This is a genomic window from Kribbella sp. NPDC004138, from assembly GCF_053603655.1.
In genome coordinates this window covers 373460-393886 of sequence record NZ_JBSGFZ010000002.1, presented here as the reverse complement: position 1 = coordinate 393886, position 20427 = coordinate 373460, and the positions used below count along the sequence as shown (strand labels likewise).

General features: G+C 69.3%; 20 protein-coding genes. 13 read left to right on the top strand and 7 right to left on the bottom strand.

What is annotated here, in order from left to right:
- Positions 1–29 precede the first annotated feature (29 nt).
- From ACWEOO_RS04010 to ACWEOO_RS03990, 5 genes are all read left to right on the top strand, one after another.
- On the top strand, positions 30–1406 hold the full coding sequence (locus ACWEOO_RS04010) for an FAD-binding oxidoreductase (RefSeq protein ID WP_452141681.1): 1377 nt from the start codon (positions 30–32) through the stop codon (positions 1404–1406).
- A gap of 138 nt (positions 1407–1544) precedes the next feature.
- On the top strand, positions 1545–2144 hold the full coding sequence (locus ACWEOO_RS04005) for a hypothetical protein (protein ID WP_452141680.1): 600 nt from the start codon (positions 1545–1547) through the stop codon (positions 2142–2144).
- A 14-nt stretch (positions 2145–2158) separates the two neighbouring features.
- On the top strand, positions 2159–2857 hold the full coding sequence (cseB, locus tag ACWEOO_RS04000; protein WP_355697154.1) for a two-component system response regulator CseB: 699 nt from the start codon (positions 2159–2161) through the stop codon (positions 2855–2857).
- The gene (locus ACWEOO_RS03995) at positions 2857–4101 is read left to right on the top strand and encodes a HAMP domain-containing sensor histidine kinase (RefSeq protein WP_452141679.1); all 1245 of its coding nucleotides are present in this window, start codon (positions 2857–2859) and stop codon (positions 4099–4101) included. Before cseB ends, ACWEOO_RS03995 begins: the two co-directional genes overlap by 1 nt.
- A gap of 69 nt (positions 4102–4170) precedes the next feature.
- Positions 4171–4575, top strand: coding sequence for a hypothetical protein (locus ACWEOO_RS03990; protein ID WP_452141678.1), 405 nt, complete (start codon positions 4171–4173; stop codon positions 4573–4575).
- A gap of 88 nt (positions 4576–4663) precedes the next feature.
- On the opposite strand, the gene ACWEOO_RS03985 is transcribed toward ACWEOO_RS03990, so the two are convergent.
- The 3 genes from ACWEOO_RS03985 to ACWEOO_RS03975 all read right to left on the bottom strand — a co-directional run bounded on the left by ACWEOO_RS03985 (position 4664) and on the right by ACWEOO_RS03975 (position 10679).
- Complete coding sequence (locus ACWEOO_RS03985) at positions 4664–8416, bottom strand: endo-alpha-N-acetylgalactosaminidase family protein (RefSeq protein WP_452141677.1); 3753 nt, start codon at positions 8414–8416, stop codon at positions 4664–4666.
- Between the two features lie 184 nt (positions 8417–8600).
- Positions 8601–9815: a fumarylacetoacetase gene (gene fahA, locus ACWEOO_RS03980; RefSeq protein ID WP_452141676.1), complete on the bottom strand. Its 1215-nt coding sequence runs from the start codon at positions 9813–9815 to the stop codon at positions 8601–8603.
- A complete protein-coding gene (locus ACWEOO_RS03975) occupies positions 9816–10679 on the bottom strand; it encodes a hypothetical protein (RefSeq protein ID WP_452141675.1) in 864 nt (287 codons plus the stop codon).
- Between the two features lie 69 nt (positions 10680–10748).
- On the opposite strand from ACWEOO_RS03975, the gene ACWEOO_RS03970 reads away from it, so the two are divergent.
- The 3 genes from ACWEOO_RS03970 (at position 10749) to ACWEOO_RS03960 (ending at position 13437) form a co-directional block, all read left to right on the top strand.
- Positions 10749–11942 carry a homogentisate 1,2-dioxygenase domain-containing protein gene (locus ACWEOO_RS03970; protein ID WP_452141674.1) on the top strand — a complete coding sequence of 398 codons (1194 nt, stop codon included), beginning with the start codon at positions 10749–10751 and terminating at the stop codon, positions 11940–11942.
- A gap of 186 nt (positions 11943–12128) precedes the next feature.
- The gene (locus tag ACWEOO_RS03965) at positions 12129–12818 is read left to right on the top strand and encodes a hypothetical protein (protein WP_359936504.1); all 690 of its coding nucleotides are present in this window, start codon (positions 12129–12131) and stop codon (positions 12816–12818) included.
- 25 nt (positions 12819–12843) lie between these two features.
- Complete coding sequence (locus ACWEOO_RS03960; protein WP_452141673.1) at positions 12844–13437, top strand: hypothetical protein; 594 nt, start codon at positions 12844–12846, stop codon at positions 13435–13437.
- On the opposite strand, the gene ACWEOO_RS03955 is transcribed toward ACWEOO_RS03960, so the two are convergent.
- The gene (locus tag ACWEOO_RS03955) at positions 13434–14231 is read right to left on the bottom strand and encodes a polysaccharide deacetylase family protein (RefSeq protein ID WP_452141672.1); all 798 of its coding nucleotides are present in this window, start codon (positions 14229–14231) and stop codon (positions 13434–13436) included. The two genes, ACWEOO_RS03960 and ACWEOO_RS03955, sit on opposite strands and share 4 nt — an antisense overlap.
- Before the next feature lie 233 nt (positions 14232–14464).
- Between ACWEOO_RS03955 and ACWEOO_RS03950 the strand changes: the two genes are divergently transcribed.
- The 3 genes from ACWEOO_RS03950 to ACWEOO_RS03940 all read left to right on the top strand — a co-directional run bounded on the left by ACWEOO_RS03950 (position 14465) and on the right by ACWEOO_RS03940 (position 17747).
- Entirely contained in the window at positions 14465–16318 is a 1854-nt protein-coding gene (locus ACWEOO_RS03950; RefSeq protein ID WP_452141671.1) for a bifunctional metallophosphatase/5'-nucleotidase, read from the top strand.
- A gap of 74 nt (positions 16319–16392) precedes the next feature.
- Positions 16393–16938, top strand: coding sequence for an RNA polymerase sigma factor (locus ACWEOO_RS03945; RefSeq protein WP_452141670.1), 546 nt, complete (start codon positions 16393–16395; stop codon positions 16936–16938).
- Positions 16935–17747: a hypothetical protein gene (locus ACWEOO_RS03940; protein WP_452141669.1), complete on the top strand. Its 813-nt coding sequence runs from the start codon at positions 16935–16937 to the stop codon at positions 17745–17747. The genes ACWEOO_RS03945 and ACWEOO_RS03940 overlap by 4 nt, the downstream gene beginning before the upstream one ends.
- On the opposite strand, the gene ACWEOO_RS03935 is transcribed toward ACWEOO_RS03940, so the two are convergent.
- A complete protein-coding gene (locus ACWEOO_RS03935) occupies positions 17744–18226 on the bottom strand; it encodes a hypothetical protein (protein WP_452141668.1) in 483 nt (160 codons plus the stop codon). The genes ACWEOO_RS03940 and ACWEOO_RS03935 overlap by 4 nt on opposite strands.
- Before the next feature lie 74 nt (positions 18227–18300).
- Here ACWEOO_RS03935 and ACWEOO_RS03930 point away from each other — a divergent pair, with 74 nt between their 5' ends.
- Together ACWEOO_RS03930 and ACWEOO_RS03925 are read left to right on the top strand one after the other, a co-directional pair.
- Positions 18301–18609, top strand: coding sequence for an AbgT family transporter (locus tag ACWEOO_RS03930; protein ID WP_452141667.1), 309 nt, complete (start codon positions 18301–18303; stop codon positions 18607–18609).
- Entirely contained in the window at positions 18573–18686 is a 114-nt protein-coding gene (locus tag ACWEOO_RS03925; RefSeq protein ID WP_452141710.1) for an AbgT family transporter, read from the top strand. The genes ACWEOO_RS03930 and ACWEOO_RS03925 overlap by 37 nt, the downstream gene beginning before the upstream one ends.
- 106 nt (positions 18687–18792) lie before the next feature.
- Here the strand turns inward: ACWEOO_RS03925 and ACWEOO_RS03920 are convergent, their stop codons facing one another.
- A complete protein-coding gene (locus ACWEOO_RS03920; RefSeq protein ID WP_452141666.1) occupies positions 18793–19371 on the bottom strand; it encodes a nicotinamidase in 579 nt (192 codons plus the stop codon).
- A 231-nt stretch (positions 19372–19602) separates the two neighbouring features.
- The gene (locus ACWEOO_RS03915) at positions 19603–20379 is read right to left on the bottom strand and encodes an SDR family NAD(P)-dependent oxidoreductase (RefSeq protein WP_452141665.1); all 777 of its coding nucleotides are present in this window, start codon (positions 20377–20379) and stop codon (positions 19603–19605) included.
- Positions 20380–20427: the final 48 nt, after the last annotated feature.

Sequence of the window (20427 nt, the reverse complement as noted above, 5' to 3'; positions counted from 1 at the left end):
TACCGCGCAGTAGTAACTAGGCTCGCAGTATGAGTGAGGTTGTCGAGCAGCTGCGTGAGGTACTGCCGCCCGAGGCGCTGGTGACGGATCCGGACCGGATCGAGAGCTACCGGTACGACCGAGCGATGTTCTGCCCGGCCGGGATGCCGCTCGCCGTCGTGCTGGCCCGTGAGACCGCGCACGTCCAGGCGGCGGTGCGGATCGCGAACGAGAACGACGTGCCGATCGTGCCGCAGGGCGCGCGGTCCGGCCTGTCCGGCGCCGCCAACGCGCTCGACGGCTGCATCGTGATCTCGCTGGAGAAGATGGACCGGATCCTGGCCATCGAGCCGGTCGACCGGTACGTCGTCACGCAGCCGGGCGTCTACAACGCGGTCCTGTCCCGCGCGGTCGGCGAGCACGGGCTGTTCTACCCGCCGGACCCGTCCAGCTGGGAGTTCTGCTCGATCGGCGGCAACCTGTCCACGAACTCGGGCGGCCTGTGCTGCGTCAAGTACGGCGTGACCACGGACTACGTGCTCGGCCTGGAGGTCGTGCTCGCCGACGGCCGCGTGCTGCGGACCGGCCGGAAAACCGTGAAGGGCGTCGCCGGGTACGACCTGGCGAAGCTGATCGTCGGCAGCGAGGGCACCCTCGGCATCATCACCGAGGCGACCCTGATGCTCCGCCCGGCCGCGGCCAAGCCGAAGACGATGGCCGCGCTGTTCGGCTCCGGCGTCGAGGCCGGCAACGCGATCCTGGAGATCATCCGCAGCGGCGTCTCGCTCAGCCTGCTGGAGATCATGGACCGGACGACGATCCGCGCCGTCAACAAGTACAAGCGGATGGACCTGCCCGACGAGGCGGCCGCGATGCTGATCGCGCAGTCCGACGCGGGCGGCGAGGCCGGCGCGGCCGACGTCGCCGCGGTCGCGAAGCTGTGCCGCGACCACGGCGCGCTGGAGTGCATCGAGGCCGAGGACGACGCCGAGGGCGAGCTGCTGCTCGAGGGCCGCCGGGCGGCGCTGACCGCCCTGGAGGAACTCGGGACGACGATGATCGACGACGTCGCCGTCCCGCGCTCGCGGCTGGCCGAGTTCATCGGCCGGATCGAGCAGCTGTCCGCGGAGCTGGACATCACGATCGGCGTCCTCGGGCACGCCGGCGACGGCAACATGCATCCGACGGTCGTCTTCGACCAGACCGATCCGGCCCAGGCCGAGCGCGCCCAGGTCGCGTTCGACCGGGTGATGGAGATCGGGCTGGAGCTCGGCGGCACGATCACCGGTGAGCACGGCGTCGGCGTCCTGAAGCGGACCTGGCTGGCCGAAGAGATCGGTCCGGTGGCGCTCGACGTCCACCGCGCGATCAAGAACGCGCTGGACCCGAAGAACCTGCTCAATCCGGGGAAAGTCGTCGCCGGATGACACTGTGACGCAACCGCAATAGAACTGCCGGGGCCACTCGACGTCCATGCCCGTCGACTGTGACGTCGGGCCAGGACCATGGAAGTGAGGACGTGTACGAATTCGCGGGGGGACCGGATGCAGGGTAGGAGGCGCCCGATGGGTCTGTGGCGCCGTACCGTGCTGCCCGCCGTCGCCGCCGTGGTCGCGACGGCAGCACTGTCCGCGTGTGCGAACGGCGGCGGTCTGCGGGTCGAAGGGCCTGAGTCGCCCCCGCCGGACACCCCGACGCCGACGGTCGCGTTCGGTACCGGCAGCACCTCCCCGCACCCCGGGCGGACCCCGGAAGTGGCCGTTGACCTGTACAAAGTCCGGGCCGCGCTGCTCGCCGACCCGCGGCTCGGCAGGTACCCGCGGTCGGTGCTCTCGAATTGCACCGTGATTTCGCGTTGCCTCAGCAGGGGTAAGACCGTTGATGTATTGCACAGCGGTACACCCCAACAGATAATCCTCATCCATACCCTGGAGAAGTTCGTCTTCGGTATCTTCCTGATCGCCGTCGAGCCCTCGGGCCCGCGACCGGTCTGGATCCTGGACGTCGAGCAACCGACCGTGAACGCCAGCCCGCAAGGTGACCTGGTGGTCGAGTCGAAGATCTGGACGATCGACGACCCGGTCTGCTGCCCGTCGGGCCGGCGGGTCGAGGTCTACCGTTGGAACGGCCGGCAGATGATCAAGGTGAGCTCGACGGATCAGTAGGGAGACTGAAGTTCGTGGTACCGGAAGAACCGGCAGCGCAGATCCTCATGGTCGAGGACGACGCGGTGATTCGTGAGGCGACCCAACTGACCCTCGAGCGTCACGGCTACGACGTGACCACGGCCGAGGACGGCCTGGAGGCGATCGAGCGATTCGAGAAGATCCACCCGGACGTCGTGATGCTGGACATCATGCTGCCCGGGCTGGACGGGATCTCGGTGTGCCGACGGATCCGCGAGACCAGCACGGTCCCGATCGTGATGGTCTCGGCCCGCGGTGACGCGCTCGACGTCGTACTCGGCCTGGAAGCGGGCGCGGACGACTACGTGACCAAACCGTTCGACACCCAGGTCCTGGTGGCACGGCTGCGGGCGGTGATGCGGCGCGCGGTCTCCGACCCGGAGCGCCCGGCGCCCGCGGCCGGCTCCGGCGTGGAGTCGTTCGGCGACCTGGAGCTGGACCGCGAGGCGCTGGAGGTGCGGCGTGGCGGTCAGACCGTCCAGCTGACGCCGACCGAGCTCAAGCTGCTGATCGAGTTCGCGAACAACCCGGGTGTGGTGCTGAGCCGGTCGACGCTGCTGCAGCGGGTCTGGGACTACGAGTGGGGTGGCGACGGCCGGCTGGTCGATGTCCACCTGCAGCGGCTGCGGACCAAGATCGGTGCCGACCGCATCGAAACCGTCCGCGGCTTCGGGTACAAACTCAGAGCCTGATGGGCCTCCGCGGCAAGCTCGGTCTCATCTTCCTGCTGGTCTCGTCGCTCGCGATCCTGGTCCTGTGCGTCGCGGTCTACACCCAGGCTCAGTCGGCCCGGTTGGACCGCACGCGCAGCTTCGCCGACGAGCGGATCCAGCTCGCGGCGCAGAGCTACGACACCAACGACGTACCGGTGTTCGGGGCGAAGGTCGACGATCCGGACCTGCCGCCGCAGCTGCGCGAGGCCGTGCTCGAAGGCAAGCGCGCCACGTTCAAGACCGGGTCGCCGCACGCGAAGATGTGGGCGGCGGTCGCGGTCAAGGACGGCAAGGTGCTCTCGATCGAGCAGGACTACGAGAGCACCGACGACTCGACGAAGGCGTTGCAGCAGGCCTTGATCCTCGGCGGGATCGGCACCGTGACACTGGTCGCGCTGGTCAGCGTGATCCTGGCCGGCAGCCTGTCGAAGCGGATCGTCGCGGTCGCGGGGACGGCGCGGCGGATCGCGGCCGGCGACCTGGACGCGTCCGCGGCGGAAGCCGTCGGCAAGGGCAAGGACGAGGTGCAGTCGCTGGCGACCGCCCTCGACACGATGGCCAGCTCGCTGCGCGGTCAGCTCGAGGCGGAGCGCCGCTTCACAGCGGACGTCGCCCACGACCTGCGGACGCCGGTGACCGGCCTGACCACCGCGGCCGAGCTGCTTCCGCCGGGCCGTCCGAGTGAGCTGGTGCGCGACCGGGCCAAGGTACTGCGGCGGCTGGTCGAGGATCTGCTCGAGATCGCGCGGTTCGACTCAGGGGTGGAGCAGGCCGACCTGGAGTTGGTCGGCCTCGGTGCGTTCGTCGGCTCGGCGGTCGGCCGGTTGCGGATGCAGCAGGCGCTCGCCCCGGACAGCGTGGTCGTGTGCCAGGTCGGGCCGGACGAGACGGTGTCGACCGACTCCCGGCGGATCGAGCGGATCCTGGCCAACCTGATCGTCAACGGGCTGCGGCACGGCAAGCCGCCGGTCGAGGTCACGGTCAGCGGCCGGACCGTCGAGGTCGTTGACCACGGCAACGGATACCCCGAGGAGTTGATTGCCGAGGGCCCGCGCCGGTTCCGGTCCGGGGTGGCCGAGCGCGGTGTGGGGCACGGCCTCGGCCTGACCATTGCCGCCGGCCACGCCAAGGTGCTCGGCGCCGAGCTGACCTTCGGCGAAGCGCCCGGCGGCGGTGCGCTCGCCCGGCTCGTTCTTCCGGCCGGACCTGAGACGGAGCCGTAACAAACCTTTGCCGGCGGGCCCGCGTCTGTTCCTCTGTAACACCAACAAAACGAGGGGAAACCAGACATCATGCGCACTCAGCTTGTCCGCCGTACCGCCGCCGTCGTCGCCGGTGCCGCACTGGCCGCCGGAGGCCTCGGCATCGTCGGCGCCCTGCAGGCCGACGCCGCCACCACCGGCACCAGCGCCTCGATCGCAGCGAAGTCGATCACGATCAAGTCCGACAAGGCCACTGCGAAGGCCTGGACGAAGGTCTCCTTCACCGGCAAGACCTCCGGCATCGCGAAGAACACCGTGGTCCAGGTGCAGCGACTGGAGAACGGCAAGTGGGTCAACTTCCCGGCCACCACCAAGGTCACCAGCCGGGCGACCTACTCGGTCTGGGTGCAGAGCGGCCGAGTCGGCGTGAACAAGTTCCGCGTCGTCGCGGCGAACACCGCGTCCGCGCCGGTCTCGGTGACCATCACCAAGTAGCCCGCGTCACGGGGTGAGGACAACTCACGGGGTCTGGAGACAAGCTATTTCCTGTCTCCAGACCCCGGCGGTTGTTCCCTGACCCGCGTCAGTGAACGCCGTAGACGTTGAACTCTGCGGCGGAGCCGAAGACTGCGCCGTTGAGTGAGCTCGTGCCGACGAACTTCACGTACCGGCCTGACTTGGCCGTGAAGTCCAGCTTCTGTACGGCGGTGGAGTTCGGGAACTGGCCGGTCAGGACCGGCGTACCCCAGTCCTGGCCGTCGGCGCTGACGTAGATCTCGTACCCCTTGAACATCCCGTTCGTGCCGCTCTGCCGGGGCAGGTAGCTGAATCCGTTCACCTGGTACGTCGATCCGAGGTCGAGCGTCATGTGGTGCGGGTACCCGGCCGGCGTACTGACCTGCGACCAGGCGGAATGCCAGATGGTGCTGGGGTTTCCGTCCAGCGCCATCGTGGCGGCTCCGCCCGTGGCGACGTCCTCGCTGCTCACGTCGACCACCTTGATCCGCGACTGCGGAACGATTCCCGGCGGCAGCACGGTGGCCTCGGCGCTGATCGTCGCCTGACCACCGGTCGCGGTCAGCGGGTACTTGCCTTCCGGCGTACCGGCCGGGGGAGTCACGTCCCAGGTTGTCGTGACGCTGGTGCCCGCGGCAACGGTCGCGTACGTCGCCGGCGTGGTCGCGGTGACGGTCCAGCCGTCGGGCGCGGTGAGGCCGAGCGTGATGTTGCTCGCGGCAACCACGTCGTTGTTGGTGAACGTGGTGGTCACTGTGTTCGCCTCGCCGGACACGAGACCGGTCAGCCCGGACACCGCGACCGAGGTGCAGTCCGCCGGCTCCGACGTGGTCCCGAGATCGGTGACCGCGAAGTTGTCGATGACGAAGTCGGCCTGGTCGCCGCCGTCGGTGAGCTTGCGCAGACCGACCCAGTAGTCCCCGCCGCACCCGGCCACGAACTCCTGGCCGTACGTCGCCTTGGTCCGCTGCTGGCCGATCGGGGTGGACTTCACCTCGACGGACGCGGGCCGGTCGACACCCTGGACCCACGCGTACTGGCCGGCGCGGCCGCTCTCGTAGTCGAAGCTGACCTTGTACTTGTGGCCCGGCTGGAAGTTCACCGTCCATGGCGCGGTCCGATAGACGAGGCCCTGGTTCTCCTCGTGCGACTTGAGCGACCAATTGCCGTCGAGCACGTCGTCGACGAGCTTCCCGTTCCAGCCCGCCTGGGTGTACGGCGCGTGCTTCGGCGCCAGTACCGTCCGCGGATCCGTGACGCCGCCGGCATCACCCTTCACGAACGGGCCCCAGCCCTGATCGACGTTCTCGAAGTCGTCAACCAGCCCTGCTGCGGCACGCTGGGTCTCCACGACCCGCACGTCATCCACGCGCACCTGCGGCGAGCCGGCGGCCGCGGAGAGGGTCAGGTCGGCGGTGCTTCCCTTTGCTTCGAAGACGACTCGCGCCCGCTGGTAGTACGCGTCATGCTTGTCGTCGGAGGCAACCATGTTCTGCGCGGTCGACCGGCTGACCTCGTTGCGCACGCCGTCCACGGTGAGTGTCGTCGTCCGTGACTTCCCCGGCTCGACCTCCACCCAGGCGGACGCGCTGTAGGTGCGACCACGGGTCAGGCCGGTCAGGCGCTGGCGGATCGAGGACGCCTTCGTGCCGAGCTGGGCCACGTGCTGGCCGTTCTCGAGGGTAGCGATCTTCGTGCCGCCGGTGGGGTTCCAGGCGTCCAGGGTGCCGGCGTTGAAACCGGGGTCCTGGACGTGGCTGCTTTCACCCCAGGCAGGGTTCTTCGGGCTCGGCGCGGCCACCGGGTAGATCACGTACGGCTTGCCCGGGATCGCGTCGAGCGTGACGGTCCCGTGCTGGGCGCGGATGGTGGTCGGCTTGGTGCGGCCGGTGTCCGACAGTTGGTAGGCGGTGAAGGTGCTGACGCCGGCGAATGCCGCCGGCAGTTGCCAGGTGGTGCGGCCGCCGGCCGGGTTGTAGTGGTACAGCTTCTTGTTGTTGTCCCACGGCAGCAGGTACTTGTCGCCGTCGAGCACCTTCGCGTTCCCGGCGTACACGGTCCGCTTGCCGTTCTCCACTGCACCGCGGATGCCGCCGCTGAAGGTGATGTCGGTGCTGTTCCAGTCCAGGATCTTCTGCTGCTGCAGGAACTTCGCGGGTAGGTTGCGCTGCCAGATGTTGGTGTAGAACGCGTTCCAGTCGGTCTCACCGGTCCAGCCCTCGAACTCCACGATCGCGGACTGGCCGAGGATCGGGTCGCTGTTCCAGACGTCCTTCTCGTGGTTGCGGACGAACCGGATGATCTTCGAGTTCAGGCCCTTGTTGGTCGGGCCGCCGTAGTCCAGGTCGTTGGCCCAGTGCGACCACAGCGACGTCCGCTCGTGCCGGTCGGCCCACTCGGTCGCGACCTGCCAGCCCTGACCGGCGAGCTGCCGGGTCAGACCGTCGGCGAGCCAGCCGGACTGGTAGTAGACGTCGATGTACAGCTCCTGCAGGTTCTTGTCGGTCTCGTCGCGGAGCTGCTGGAACCGCTTCACGATGTTGCCGGAGGCAAGATCCGGGCGCTGCTTGATGTAGTAGCTCTGGTTCAGCCAGTTCCAGCCCTTGGCGTTCTTGTCGACCAGCTCCTCGCTGAACGCGTTCGCCTCGGGGTAGGACTCGGTCGCGTTCACGTGGACGCCGAACGCCGCGTTCCAGGACTTGCCCTGCGTGAGCAGCGTGTTCAGGTCGGTGAGGCCGCCGGCGCGGGTGTTGTAGTTGCCGCCGTAGTCCGGATGAGCGGAGTCGTGGCCCTCGGCGCCGTACCCCTTCAGGATCGCCAGCTGGCCGAGGCCGTCGGTGGCCAGCGAGATCCGCTTGACGTCGTCGAGCGTGCGCAGGAACGGGTGCGTGGCCTGGCTGGCGAAGTTGAACGGGATGTGCGTGACCACCCGGTTCTTCACCTGGTCGCCGCCGTTCGGCTCGGTCATGATCGAGCGGAACGCGACCGCGCCGTCCTCCCAGTCCACGGTCTGGTCCTGGTTCGCGTCGGGGGTGACGACGACCTTCGCCCAAGGCAGCGGTTCGGTGTACGGCGAGGTGTCGGCGCGGTACGTCCACTGGCCGCTCCAGACGCCGACGCGGGTGCTGCCGTCAGAGGCCTTGCGGGCGCGGTGCCAGAACCGGGCGCCGTCGTCGACCGACTGCCCGGACGGCTTGTCGTACGTCGAGTTCGACTCGATGCCCGCCGCCAGGCCGCTGGTGTTGACGAACGCGTACGTCGCGCCGGTCGCGGCCGCCTCGCCCGGAGTGGCCGCGGTGACCGGCGTGATCTTGTCGGCCGTGCGCGTCGAGTCCGGGTCCAGCGTGGTGAACGCGGTGGTCGCGCCGGTGTCCGTGCTCGCCACCGAGACCAGGTCGTGGTCGGGGATGTCGATCGTGTGCACGCGGCTCGCGTCGGTGTCGCGCACCGCGTCGATCGCGAACGTCGTCACCCGGCCGGCCAGGCTCAGGCTGGCGTCCAGCTCGACACCGGGCAGGGCGTCGAAGGCCAGCGTGTACGACGCGCGCCCGCCGTCGACCGTCGGCGCCGCCGCGAGATGCGCGGTGCGGGCCGTGCCGTCGATCGTGACCGTCGAGAGCGCGTCCGGTTGTCCGCCGAGGGACTGCCCGGAGGCGTTGTCGACGTACTTGATCACCCGCGGGAAGTCCGACCCGACGGTGACCGTCAATTCCGCGGACCGCAGCGTCAGCTCACCGGCGGCGTGCGCCCCGGAGGGCACGCTCAGCACACCCGCGGCCAGCGCTACAGCCAGTACTCCACACCCCACTGAACGTTTCATGTCGAGAAAGTTCGCACGCAACCGCAACTTCGTCAAGAGAAACGAACACTAATGAACATCTTGACCCCACTTTTGCGCTCGAAGGCTCCACTTTGGGCCCGCGCCAACCGTTTCGGCCGCTCGCGGATGGTCGGTGAGGGCCCAAAGACGTCGCCGGGAGTGGTGTGAGGAGGCGCGCGGAGGGTCAGGCTGGTGGGGTGTGGGCGGGGGTGATGCGGCCGGTGACCTCGCCGAGGCCGAGGCGGGATCCGCTTGCTGTCGTCGCCCAGGCGGTGATGGTGACCTCGTCGCCGTCTTCCAGGAAGGTGTGTTCCTTGCCGTCGACGATCAGCGGCTCGCGACCGCCCCAGCTCAGCTCGATGAAGGAGCCGCGCTGGTTCTTCTCGGCGCCGCTGACGGTGCCGGAGGCATAGAGGTCACCGGTGCGGACGGTGGCGCCGTTGACGGTCATGTGGGCGAGCATCTGCGCGGCGGACCAGTAGATGTCGCGGTACGGCGGGGTGCTCACGAGGTGGCCGTTCAGCCTCACCTCGAAGGTGATGTCGAAATTCGTCAGGCTCTGGCCGGCCAGATACGGAAGGACGGGCGGATCCTGCGGCCGGAGGGGGACGGCGGAGCCGGCGAGGGCGTCGAGGGAGACGACCCAGGGTGAGATCGACGTGGCGAAGGACTTGCCGAGGAAGGGGCCGAGCGGGACGTACTCCCAGGCCTGGAGGTCGCGCGCGGACCAGTCGTTGACGACGACCACGCCGTACACATGCTCCTCGAAATCGTCAACGGACACAGGCTTTCCGAGCGTCGACGGCGTCCCGACGACGTAGCCGAGCTCGACCTCGATGTCGAGCCGCTGGGACGGCCCGAAGGTCGGCGTCGCGGCGTCCGGCGCCTTGCGCTGACCGGACGGCCGGACGATGTCGGTGCCGCTGACAACGATCGTGCCGGCGCGGCCGTGGTACCCGACCGGGAGGTGCTTCCAGTTCGGCAGCAGCGGCTCGGAGTCCGGGCGGAACAGCCGGCCGAGATTCGACGCGTGCTGCTCGGAGGCGTAGAAGTCGACGTAGTCGCCGACCTCGAACGGCAGCTGCATGGTGACCGCGGCCTGCGGGATCAGGTGCGGCTCGACGACGTCCCGGTCGTTCGGGTTCCGGACCAGGTCGAGCAGCCAGTTCCGGGTGGCCCGCCAGGCCGGGCGGCCGAGCGCGAGGAACGGGTTCAGCGTCGGCTCGGCGAACAGTTGCGCGCCGTCCAGCATCTGCGCGGACGCGACCGGCGCGAGGTCGATGATCTGATCGCCGATCGCGGCGCCGACCCGCGGCTCCTCGTCCCCGTGCCGGAACACGCCGAGCGGCAGGTTGTCGGGCCCGAACGGCGAACCGTCCGGGATCTCGATCCAGCTCATTCAGTCCTCCATCAGGCGCAAGGTCGTCAGGTCGGTGCGTGGCTCCTCGATGCTGCACGAGCCGAACGACGTGAACCACCGGCGGGTGCTTGCCGCCTGCTCGTCGGAGAGCTCGCGTGCGCGCACCGCCAGCCCGGCACCCTGTCGCTCAGCCAGGACGGCGGCCACCTCGTCGGTGGACGCCCCGTCCAGCGAGGCGCGGGTCGCCAGCAGCACGTTCAGGAAGCCGTGGTGCTCGAAACCCGAGTCCGCCGCGGTATGGCGGACCGCGTTGTGGAGCCCGGCGGTGCACTTGAAGGCCACTTCGCGGTCGAGGCAGGCGGTGATGAACGCGGCGACCTGGTCCTCCGACGGGAACAGCGACGCGTCCAGGCCGCCGGTGCGGAGCTTGGCGGCGTAGCCGGCGTCGGCGACGACGTCCAGGGCGCGTTCCCAGGCGCCCTCCAGGCCGATCTCGACGTACGCCGTCTCCTCGTCGAGACAGTCGTCGCACGCGCGGACCACGCGGAGCGCGTTGCGGGACAGGTCGTCCTCGTCCCGCAACCGCACCTCGACCGCGGTCACCTCGACGTCCTTGGAGCGATCACCCCACCGTACGGCCGGCTCGATTCCGCCGGCGCCCCCGGAGATCACCACCGACACCCGCAACGGGCCGGAGACCGCGCCGGGCTTCGCGCGCGCAGCCGCCTCGGCGACCTTCATCAGGTCCTGGTCGGTGCAGACGAACGGGCCGACCAGGTCGGCGTACGGCGCTGCGCGGTGTGCCTGGTGCGTAGCGACGGCCTCGACCAGCGGCAGGTTGCCCGGCGGGAACATCGACGCGTCGTCGACCAGGTGCCGGAACAGGGCAGGGACGGTTGACATGCTCCAGAGCCTAACGGATGCTTTCGGTAAGCGGACGCAAGCGTTCGATTATCGGATAGGCAGGATGAGATGGCGTACTACCGGCAGGTCGGCGAGGTTCCACCCAAGCGGCACACGCAGTTCCGGAAGCCGGACGGCGGGCTGTACTACGAGGAGTTGATGGGGGAGGAGGGGTTCTCGTCGGACTCGTCGCTGCTGTACCACGCCGGCGTGCCGTCGGCGATCGTCGACTCACAGGTGTGGGACCTGCCGGACCTCGCCACCGTCGCGAACCATCCGCTGACGCCGCGCCACCTGAAGCTGCACGACCTGTTCACGGACACGTCGAAGTCGAACGCCGTGGAGGACCGGCGGCTCGTGCTCGGCAACGGTGACGTCCGGATCTCGTACGTCGTCGCGGAGCAGCCGTCGCCGTACTACCGCAACGCGATCGGCGACGAGTGCGTGTACGTCGAGAAGGGCTCGGCGACCGTGGAGACCGTGTTCGGCGTCCTGAACGCGGTCCAGGGCGACTACGTGATCATCCCGCGCGCGACCACGCACCGCTGGCTGCCCGGGCCGGAGGGCGTGCACGCGTACTGCATCGAGGCCAACTCGCACATCGCGCCGCCGAAGCGCTACCTGTCCCGGTACGGCCAGTTCCTCGAGCACTCGCCGTACTGCGAGCGTGACCTGCACCCGGCTGCCGAGCCGCTCGTGGTGGAGGGCACCGACGTCGAGGTGCTGGTGAAGCACCGCGGGAACGGGCCCGGCGGGATCGTCGGGTCGCGGATGACGTATGCGACACACCCGTTCGACGTGGTCGGCTGGGACGGCTGCCTGTACCCGTACACGTTCAACGTCAGCGACTTCGAGCCGATCACCGGGCGCGTGCACCAGCCGCCGCCGGTGCACCAGGTGTTCGAGGGGTACAACTTCGTGGTCTGCAACTTCGTGCCGCGGAAGGTCGACTACCACCCGCTGTCGGTGCCGGTGCCGTACTACCACTCGAACGTCGACTCCGACGAGGTGATGTTCTACTGCGGCGGCGACTACGAGGCGCGGAAGGGCTCCGGGATCGGGCTCGGGTCGATCTCGCTGCACCCCGGCGGGTACGCGCACGGCCCGCAGCCGTCGGCGATCGAGGCGTCGCTCGGCGCCGAGCGTTTCGAGGAACTCGCGGTCATGGTCGACACCTTCCGGCCGCTGGAACTGGGCGAGGGCGGCCAGGCCGTCGACGACGGCGTCTACGCCTGGACCTGGGCGGGTCGCCGCAAGGACTGAGTTGGGTGTGTCTCCCCCTCTCCTGCCTACTGCGCGGCACTCGGCGGGCACCTCGCCGAGCTGGAGCGAAGGGAACGATGAAACCACATCGACCCCTCCGCTCCAGCTCACCGAGGCACTCCGCCGAGCACCTGCTCGCGACGGCAGGAGAGCGGGAGACACACCCAGTGTGGGATTCTGTCCCCTGTGAGTGAGGACGGGGACGCGGTTTCGCAGGTCACAGAGGACAGTCCGGAGGTGCTGGTGCAGGAGCCACCGCACGATCCCGGACGGCCGTTCGTGGTCGGTGTCGACCGCGAGGCCGTGCTGCGGCGGCGTGAGGTGGTGCGGACCGTCGAGCGGCGGGGCGGGTGGGTGACGCTCGTGCTGGGCGTGATCGGCATCGTCGCCGCGCTCTACGCGCTGGTCGCGTTCCGCGGGTCCGGGATGTGGCCGTTCGCGCTGTTGTTGATCCTGGCAATGATCCCGCTGGTGCTCAGTACCGTGCTGGTGTACCGCGTGCAGGCCGAGCGGACCAAGTGGTACGCCACGAACGAGTTGCCGCCGGTGGCGATGCGGATCTCCGCCAAGGGACTCGAGCTGGCCTGCGACGGAGCGGCGTACCCGGTCGTGCTGCCGTGGGCGACCGTCCGCGGCTTCACGCAGCACAAGCTGCTCGGCCAGTACACGCTGGACTTGGCCCTGGCCCGCGGCGTGAGCGCGACGACCGCCGGCGTCCGCGGCCTGGACCAGCCGTCGGTCCGGAGCGTCGTCAAGCCGAACCCGCTGCTCCGCCCGACCGGCATGTTCCTGGTCAAGGCCCTCGACCAGCCGGTGCACGTCATCGACGAGGCCCTCAGACACTTCTCCAACGGCGCCGCGGGCATCCAGCGCTGACCTGCCCGCCTGCGAAGCTCGAGGGATGAACGAGAGCTTCGTGGTCGGCCTGCGGCGCGACGAGGTGCTGCGCCGCCGCGCCGTCGTGCGCCGGGTCCGGCTGATCGGCGGCGCGGTCGTCGGGGTCATGACCACGATCGGCCTGGTGCTCTCGGTGTGGCTGATGATCCTGCTCGGCGACGCCTGGTACATCGGCCTGCTGATGATCGCGTCCCTGCTGCTGCCGCTCGTCAGCGTCATCCAGTCCTTCCGGGCGCAACGCTGGTACGCCGGGGCAGACCTCCCGCCGTACGCGATGCGTATGACGCCGGCCGCGCTGGAGCTCGGCGTCGAGGGCGCGCCCGCTCCCGTCGTACTGCCGTGGCCTGCGGTGATCGGCTTCCGGCGCGAGCGCCGGGCCGGTCAGCCTGTCCTGCGGGTCGTCCTGCAGCGCGGCGTGACAGCCACGAGCCCCGGAGTCAGCGGCCTCGACCAACCGGTCGCGCGGGCCACGCTGCAGCCCAGCAAGTTCGTCAAGAACGGCGGCCTGTACGGCGTACCGTCACTCGACCAGCCCGTCGAGGCGATCGACCAGGCCCTCCGCTACTTCTCCAACGGCAATGCCGCCGTCGTGGGCTAGCAGGGCAGCGCGCGGTACGTGTAGCCGAGCTTGGTGAGTTTGGTCAGCGCCCGGTCGAGTGCGGCGACGGTCTGGGAGCGGTTGCCGCCGCCGTCGTGCATCAAGATGATCGCGCCGGGACGGGCGCCGGCCAGGATCGCGTGCTCGATGTGTGCGGCGCCGGGCTTCTCCCAATCCTTCGTGTCGACGTCCCAGAGCACCTGCCGCTGCCGGTACGCCGCCGCGATGGCCGCGATCCTCGCGTTCGTCGCGCCGGTCGGCGGGCGCAGGCACTTGGACTTCACGCCAGTGGCGATCTCCTGCCGCACCTTCGCGTCCGGCAGCAGGGTCAGCGTCTTGTGGTCCCACGTGTGGTTGCCCACGTGGTGCCCCGCGGCGCGCTCGGCCGCGAGCAGCTCCGGGTACTGCGCGACCTGGATGCCGAGCACGAAGAACGTCGCCTGCGCCTTGTGCTTGCGCAGCACCTGCAGGACCTTCGGCGTCCACTCGCGCTGCGGGCCGTCGTCGAAGGTCAGGTAGAGCACCTTCCCGTGCGCCGCGAGGTTCCAGTCGTCGGCCGGCGGCTTGGCAACCGCGGGTTTGACGACCGGCTGGGAGGGCTGCGCGGCCTGCTTGGTCGACGACGGCTCGCCTCGCTTGGAGGTGCCGGGCTGGAGTCCGTGGCTCGGCGTCCGGGTGACGGGCGCGGCAGCGGACGTGACGGAGTGGTCGGAGGGTGTGGCGGCTTGGGCGAGGACGGCACCGCAGAGGAGAGCGGCGACCAACGGCAGCAGTTTGCCGGGCGGCCTGGTCACAGGGCCTCCCGCCCTGGACTGAGGAGCGGAGGGAGCGAAGCGACCGGAGCGACGAGGGAAGGGCGGGAGTTCGAGCCCTGTGACCCGCCGCGCCGGAGGCGTGGCATGAGGGCGGTCATGGGCGGTATGTTCTCGCGCGCACCGGGCCATCCTCGCACCGGGTGGGGGTTGTCGCCCGTATCGTGTGCTGTCGGGCCGGAGATCCCGGCGAGCGGACCTGTGAGGCGGGGCGGATGACTGACAGCGGTGAGCGGACCACGATGACACGACGTACGGTGATCGGCGGCGCGGCAGCGCTGGCCGCGGCCGGTTTCCAGGCGGTCCCGGCGTACGCCGGCGACACCTCGGGGCAGGGGTCCGGGAAGACCGTCCGGCTGACCGTGATGGGCACCACCGACCTGCACGGCAACGTCTTCAACTGGGACTACTTCAAGAACACCGAGTACGACGACAGCGCGCACAACGACATCGGCCTGGCCAAGATCTCCACGCTGGTCAGCGCGGTCCGGGACCGGATCGCCGCGGACCGGCACGCCCCGCGCCCGCTGCTGCTCGACGCCGGGGACACGATCCAGGGCACCCCGCTGGCCTACTACTTCGCGAAGATCGAGCCCATCACCGGCGGCCACACCCACCCGATGGCCGCGGCGATGAACCGGATCGGGTACGACGCCGCGGCGCTCGGCAACCACGAGTTCAACTACGGGCTCGACATCCTCCGCAAGTTCCAGCGGCAGCTGCGGTTCCCGCTGCTCGGTGCGAACGCCCAGGACTGGACCACGGGCCTGCCGGTGTTCCCGCCGTACACGCTCAAGCGGGTACACATGCCGGGGGAGAAGCCGATCACCGTCGGCATCCTCGGGCTGACCAACCCCGGCATCGCGATCTGGGACAAGGCGAACGTCGAGAACAAGCTGAAGTTCGGCGGCATCGTCGAGCTGGCCAAGATCTGGGCGCCGCGGGTCCGGCAGGCCGGCGCCGACGTCGTGATCGCCGCGGTGCACTCCGGGATGGACCTGTCCTCGTCGTACGGCGACGCGCTGCCGTACCCGGAGAACGCGTCGGTGCTGATGGCCGAGAGCGTCCCGGGGATCGACGCGGTCCTGGTCGGGCACGCGCACCTGGAGATCCCCGAGCGACTCGTCACGAACAAGACCACCGGCGCGCAGGTGGTGCTGAGTGAGCCGCTGAAGTGGGGGATGCGGCTGTCGCTGTTCGACCTCGACCTGGAGAAGGTCCGCGGGCAGTGGAAGGTCGTCGGCCGGCACAGCCAGGTGCTGAACGCGAACTCCGTCGCCGCCGACCCGGAGGTCGTCGCGCTGCTGCAGAAGGACCACGACAAGGTCGTCGAGTACGTGAACTCGAAGATCGGCACCTGCACCGCGGCGATGTCCGCGGCCACCGCGCCGTGGGAGGACACCGCGGCGCTCGACTTCGTGAACTTCGTCCAAGCCGACGCGGTGTCGAAGGCGCTCGCCGGTACGCCGCAGGCGTCGCTGCCGATGCTCGCCATCGCGGCGCCGTTCAACCGGGCCGCGGCGATCCCGGCCGGTGACGTCTCGGTGCGGGACGTGGCCGGGCTGTACGTCTTCGACAACACGCTGCTCGGGGTGACGATGACGGGCGCGCAGATCAAGGACTATCTGGAGTTCTCCGCGCAGTACTTCAAGCAGGTCACCGGGACCGGTCCGTTCCCGTCCGACCAGGTCACCAACGCCCCGACCTCGACTGCGCCGAACGGCACGCCGGACTACAACTACGACATCCTCGGCGGGCTGACCAAGCCGCTCACCTACACGATCGACATCGCCAAGCCGGTCGGCGCACGCATCGCAGACCTCGCCTACGACGGCACGGCGGTGGCCGCCGACCAGCAGTTCGTCGTCGCCGTGAACAACTACCGCCAGTCCGGCGGCGGCAACTTCCCCCACGTCAAGACCGCCCCGGTCGTCTACAACCGCCAGGTCGAGATCCGCCAACTGATGATCGACTACGTCACCACCACCGGCACAGTCGACCCGAACACGTTCCACACCACCGACTGGTCCCTGACCTCCAACGGCACCCCGATCACGGTCACCAGTTGAGGTAAGAATCGCGGAATCCCGGACAGAGACGGGGTATGACGCGAACACAGACACGGCCCCGGGAGGGGGATCTGATGGACGATCCTCCCCCGGGAACCCGGCTGGCGGGCTTCGAGCGGTTGTTCGTCCAGCATCACGATGACGTGCTTCGATACTTCGTGCGGCGGCTTGATGTGCGGGCCGACGCGGCGGATCTTCTGGCCGAGACCTTCCTGATCGCCTGGCGGCGCCTGGACGACATACCCGACGGTCACCCGCTGCCGTGGTTGTACGGCGTGGCGCGCCGCGTCCTCGCCAATCACCGCCGGGGTGAGACGCGACGGCACGGCCTGGCCGACAAGCTCCGTGACGACCTCCGCGCGGTGCCGGCCGATCCCGAGACCGGTCTCGAGGTCCGGCACGCCGCGGACGTCTTCCGGCAGCTGTCCGACCGCGATCGCGAACTGCTGTCCCTGGTCGCGTGGGAGGGGCTCGACACCGCGCAACTCGCGGCAGTTCTCGGTTGTTCACGCAGTACGGCGACCGTCCGGCTGCACCGCGCTCGCCGACGGCTCGAGCGCCTGATGAGCCAGACCACACCGGGCCGTGAGCCCGCTCGCACCCGAGGAGAACGCGCATGAACACGATCGACCTGCTCCGCACCCTGGATCCGATCGCCGGCGACGATCCGGCCGCCTGGGTCGGCGAGGAGAGCCGCGCCGAGATGCTGACCCGGATCGGCAACTCCCCGGTCCCGGTCAAAACGCGCAAAAGCGCCGTCCGGCGTCGTCTCGTGCCGGCGCTCGTCGCGGCCACGGTGGTCGCGGCCGCGGCGGTCACCGTTGTCGAACTGCCGGGCGACTCCCGGCAGGAGGCGCTGGGCGCGGCGTTGTCGTTCAACGCCGAGGGGGATTACCTGAGGGTTCGCATCGTCGACCCGTACGCCGACAGCGCTCGTTACAACAAGGAGTTCAAGAAGCACCACCTGAACATCACTCTCGAACTCATGCCCGGCTCGCCGTCGACGGTCGGGTTGAGTCCCGCGGCCGTGTTCGGGCCCGACTCGCCGAACATCAAGCAGACCGACGACCCGCCGGGCTGTGCGCAGGCGGGCACCTTCCCGTGCGTCCCGGAGTTCCTGATTCCGAAGAGCTACACCGGTGAGGCGGCCCTCGTCATCGCCCGGGCCGCGCGACCCGGCGAGCAGATCGCCTTCACCGGCGCGATCGACGGCCGCGGCGAGGCCTTGCAGGGTGTGAAGTTCCGCAACCTCCGGGTCTCACAGGTGCTGGCGATCCTGCAGCAGCGCGGGTACACCGTCCCGGAGTACCGCGTCTCCGCCAGCGGAACGACCTCGTCCCCGAAGACGGTGCCACCAACGTACTTCGTCAAGGACGGCTTCCTGGTGAAGGACAAGCAGGTCATCCTCTTCGCCTCGGCCAAGCGTTAGTCGAGGCAGAGGGGGAGCAGAGCGAGGAGTACGACGCCTGTCGCGACCAGGATCGAGGTCCGCGAAGGGCGTGACCACCGCCGGCCGCCGTCGCCGGCCGGCTGGTGGCAGCGTTGCAGGACCCCGGCGACGGAGACCACGATCGCCGCGAGGAGCACGAGTGGCTCGGCCCAGCCGAAGATCGCACCCCAGGGGGAAGCGAGCAGGGCCAGCGAACCGACCGCGGCGCCGGCGCCGAAGATCGCGCCGACGCCGCGGCGGATCGACAGCAGCAGTACGGCGAGCGCGACCGTGATCCCGCCGCTGAGGGCGCCGTACGCGATGCCGCCCACCGTGGCCAGGCAGTCCTCCTCCGGCACGCAGCTCCGGGACTGGACGATCATCACGATCACGCCGACCGCCACCGCGACACCGAGACCGATGCCCAGGGCGCGGAAGACGATGCCGGCGATCGATCCCGCCCAGGTCCGCGTGTTCATCCGAGAAAGGTACGGCGTGCAACGGTCACCGCGACCGGACGAGGTCCTCGCCGAAGCCTTGACCGGGTGATTAGATGATGGTCGCGGTCCTGTTCGGCCTCGTGGGGATCGCGTACGGCGTGACCGTCCGCGCGATCGAGCGCGCGTCCGGCGTACCTCGCCTGATGGCCGAAGGAATCAAGCAGATAGCGCCGGTGCTGGTGCTGTTCTTCGCGATCGCGCAGTTCCTCGCGTACTTCGACTGGAGCAACATCGGCGACCTGCTGTCGGCGGAGTCGGCCCGGATCCTCGGCGACGGGCGCTGGGCTTCCTCCAGCGCTACCGCAAGAACGCCGGCGTCGGCACCCTGGCGTCGTACACCGTCCCCCTTGCCGTCGCAATGACCATCGCCTGGACCCTCCTGTTCCTGGCCTGGTGGGCGCTAGACATCCCCCTCGGCCCGGGAGCCCCGGTGAGATAACCAGCTCGACAGGAGGTGTCGCCCAAGACCACCAGGCCGCACGCTCAGCCCTCCGCCCGCCAGCCCGCAGTAGGCGTATACGTCCTGTCGAGCTGCCGAGAACCCTCTAGGTCAGCGTGACGCCGGCGTTGCGGAGGTCGGTTAGGGCCTGTTGGGTGGTGGGTTCGGCTACGCCGGCGGTGAGGGTGGTGAGGACTCTTGTGGTGAAGCCTTCGTTGCGGGCGTCGAGGGCGGTGGCGCGGACGCAGTAGTCGGTGGCTATGCCGCAGACGTCGACGGTGGTGACGGACTTCGCGCGGAGCCAGTCGGCCAGGGTGTGGCCCCCTTCGTGGGACTTGCCTTCGAAGCCGGAGTAGGCGGCGGCGTACTCGCCCTTGTCGAAGATCGCGTCGAAGGGTTGCGGGTCGAGGTTGGGGTGGAAGCCGACGCCGTCGGTTCCGGCGACGCAGTGCGGGGGCCAGGAGTTCACGAAGTCGGGTTCGCGGGAGAAGTGGTCGCCGGGGTCGATGTGGTGGTCGCGGGTGGCGACCACGTAGTCGTACCGGCGGTCCTGTGGTTCGGCCTCGTGCCACTTGTGCAGCAGTTCGCCGATCCGGAACGCGACGTCGGCGCCACCGGCGACGGCCAGGCTCCCGCCCTCGCAGAAGTCGTTCTGCACATCAACCACGATCAGTGCCCGGGCCATCGCGACGCTCCTTTGACGGGAACTCCCTGAACCCACCGTACAAGCGTCGACGCCGTCGGGGCCGCATTAGGTCCTGTCTGGTAATCCATCGCCTACTGCGGGGCACTCGGCACGGCACCTCGCCGCACGGGTGCAAAGGCCACGATGCGCCGCATCGAGACCTTCGCCCCCGCACGCCGATGCACCGCACCGAGCACCTCCTCGCGACGGCGCTGGATCACCAGACAGGACCTAGGCGGGGATCAGGTGGCCGCCGGTGACGTGCAGGAGTTCGCCCTGGACGGCTCTCGTCCGCGGTGAGGTGAGGAACAGGATCGCGTCGGCGATCTCGGAGACGTCCGGGAGGTGCCGGGCGGTGAATCCGGCGGTGATCCTGTCCAGCGCGTCCCGCGGGATGATCCGGTGTGCTCCGTTCTCGAGCGTGATGCCGGGCAGTACGACGTTGACCAGTACGCCGTCCGCGCCGAGATCGTGCTGGAGACTCGCCGCCAGGCCGTGCAGTCCCGCCTTCGCCGCGCCGTACGCCCAGGCCCCGCCGCCCATGCCGCGCTCCGCCAGGTCGGTCGAGACCAGCACCAGCCGCCCGTGGGCGGAGCGCCGCAGCGCGGGGGCCACCTGCTGTGCGAGGTGCATGTTCCCTTCGAGGTTCGCCCGCACGATCGCGGTCCACCACTCCGGCGAGGCGTCCTCGATCTTTTCGGTGCGCCCGTCGTGCGGTCCCCAGTCGACCGCGTTCGCGACCACGGCGTCCAGACCGCCCCAGTGCTCCACCACCGACGCGACCGCTGCCGCGATCGTCTCCGGCGCGCTCAGATCCATCGGTACGACGTACGCCGCACCGCCCGCCGCCTCGATCTCCTCGGCGACCGCCTCGGCCGCGTCCTTCCGGGAGTTGTAGGTGATCGCGACCCGCGCGCCTTCCCGTCCGTACGCGATCGCGGTGGCCCGCCCGATCCCCGACGATCCACCCGTCACCAGTGCGGCCGCGTCCTTCAAACCCAGGTCCATGACCCGTCCTCCTGTTTATTGTTAGTCGGCTAAGAAGAAAACTTAGCC